The organism is Kaistella palustris DSM 21579 (assembly GCF_000422265.1).
Lineage (GTDB): Bacteria > Bacteroidota > Bacteroidia > Flavobacteriales > Weeksellaceae > Kaistella > Kaistella palustris.
The window spans coordinates 1-1,496 of the sequence record NZ_AULL01000009.1 but is presented as its reverse complement, the minus strand read 5'-3'; the positions used below and the strand labels follow the sequence as shown (position 1 = coordinate 1,496).

Below are 1,496 nucleotides of genomic sequence, written 5' to 3'. Positions count from 1 at the left end.
GAAGCCGTCTCAAAACTGAGGCGGTTTTTTTGTGATTTTTTTTGCAAAGTATTGTCTATTTTATAGTTGTTTTGTATCTTTAAGTATTGATAATCAATGATATGAATATTAAATTTAAAGATTATAATCAACAACAAAACTGGTTATTCCCGCCCTCAATCGAGGAATTGATTCCGGAAAGTCATCCTGTTCGCATCGTTAATGGGGTTATTGAGCAACTTGATCTGAGACTGCTCATTGAGGAGTATAGTAAAGATGGCAAACCCAGCTTTCATCCCAAGATGATGCTCAAGGTAATGGTTTACGCTTATATGGATAATATCTATTCCAGCAGGAAAATCGAAAAAGCGATGCGGGAGAATATCAATTTCATGTGGTTGTCCGCTCAACAGGTCGCAGACCATAACACCATTGCACGTTTTCGGAGCAAGAAACTCAAGACTATTTTCAAAGATATTTTTAAACAGGTCGTCCTGTTATTAGCAGAGGAAGGACTCGTTAGCTTGAAAGAAGTTTTTACCGATGGAACCAAGATTGAATCTGTTGCCGGGAGATATACCTTTGTTTGGGGCAATGCAATAAAAACCAGAAAAGAAAAGATGGCAGAGCAACTCGAAGAAATGTGGAAATATGCCCAAAGTATTGCTGATGAAGAAGACAGCGATCCTACACCACCGGAGTTTAAAACTATCGATAAAGATAAAATAGAGAAAACCACCAGGAAAATAGAAGAGATCATCAGCAAAAATCCGAATGCTTCCACTAAAGCAAAGGCAAAATTAAGATACATTCAAAAGAATTTTTCTCAGAACCTGGATAAATACGAGCAGCAGGAAAAAGTTTTGGCCGGACGTGGCAGTTACAGCAAAACCGATCCAGATGCCACATTTATGCGCATGAAAGATGATCATATGCAGAATGGACAACTTAAACCCGCTTACAATGTCCAGGTAAGTTCCGAATCGCAGTTCGTTATTCATTATACTTTACACCAAAGCACCAATGATTTAAATACGCTTAAACCACACCTCAAAACTTTTGAAGAACTTTATCAGTTTTTGCCGGAAGAACTTACCGCTGACGCAGGCTATGGCAGTGAAGAGAATTATGATTTTCTGGAAGAAAAAAATATAGAAACCTTCGTGAAATACAATACCTTCGATAAGGAACAGGGTATTTTAAAATCGAAAAGAAAGAAAATTAACGATGACTTTCACCGCGATAAACTCTATTACAACGAAGAGAAAGATCAGTATATCTGTCCGATGGGGCAACCGATGAAGAGGATATGTTCTAAAAATCGAAAAACCAAAAGCGGTTACGCTCAGACAAGTTCGCTGTACCAGGCTCAAAACTGCAATGGTTGTCCGCTGCGAGGGACTTGCCACAAAGCGCAGGGAAATAGAATAATAGAACGGAACCAAAATTTAGAACGCCATAAGGATAGAGTTCGGGAAAATCTCTTGAGCGAAATAGGTGAAATAAAACGAAGACAA

General features: G+C 38.6%; 1 protein-coding gene. It reads left to right on the top strand.

The window, feature by feature from the left end; all coding sequences use genetic code 11:
• Window positions 1-101: 101 nt before the first annotated feature.
• The coding region (locus H562_RS0101105; protein WP_034690376.1) for an IS1182 family transposase at window positions 102-1,496 on the top strand (1,395 nt) is incomplete at its 3' end.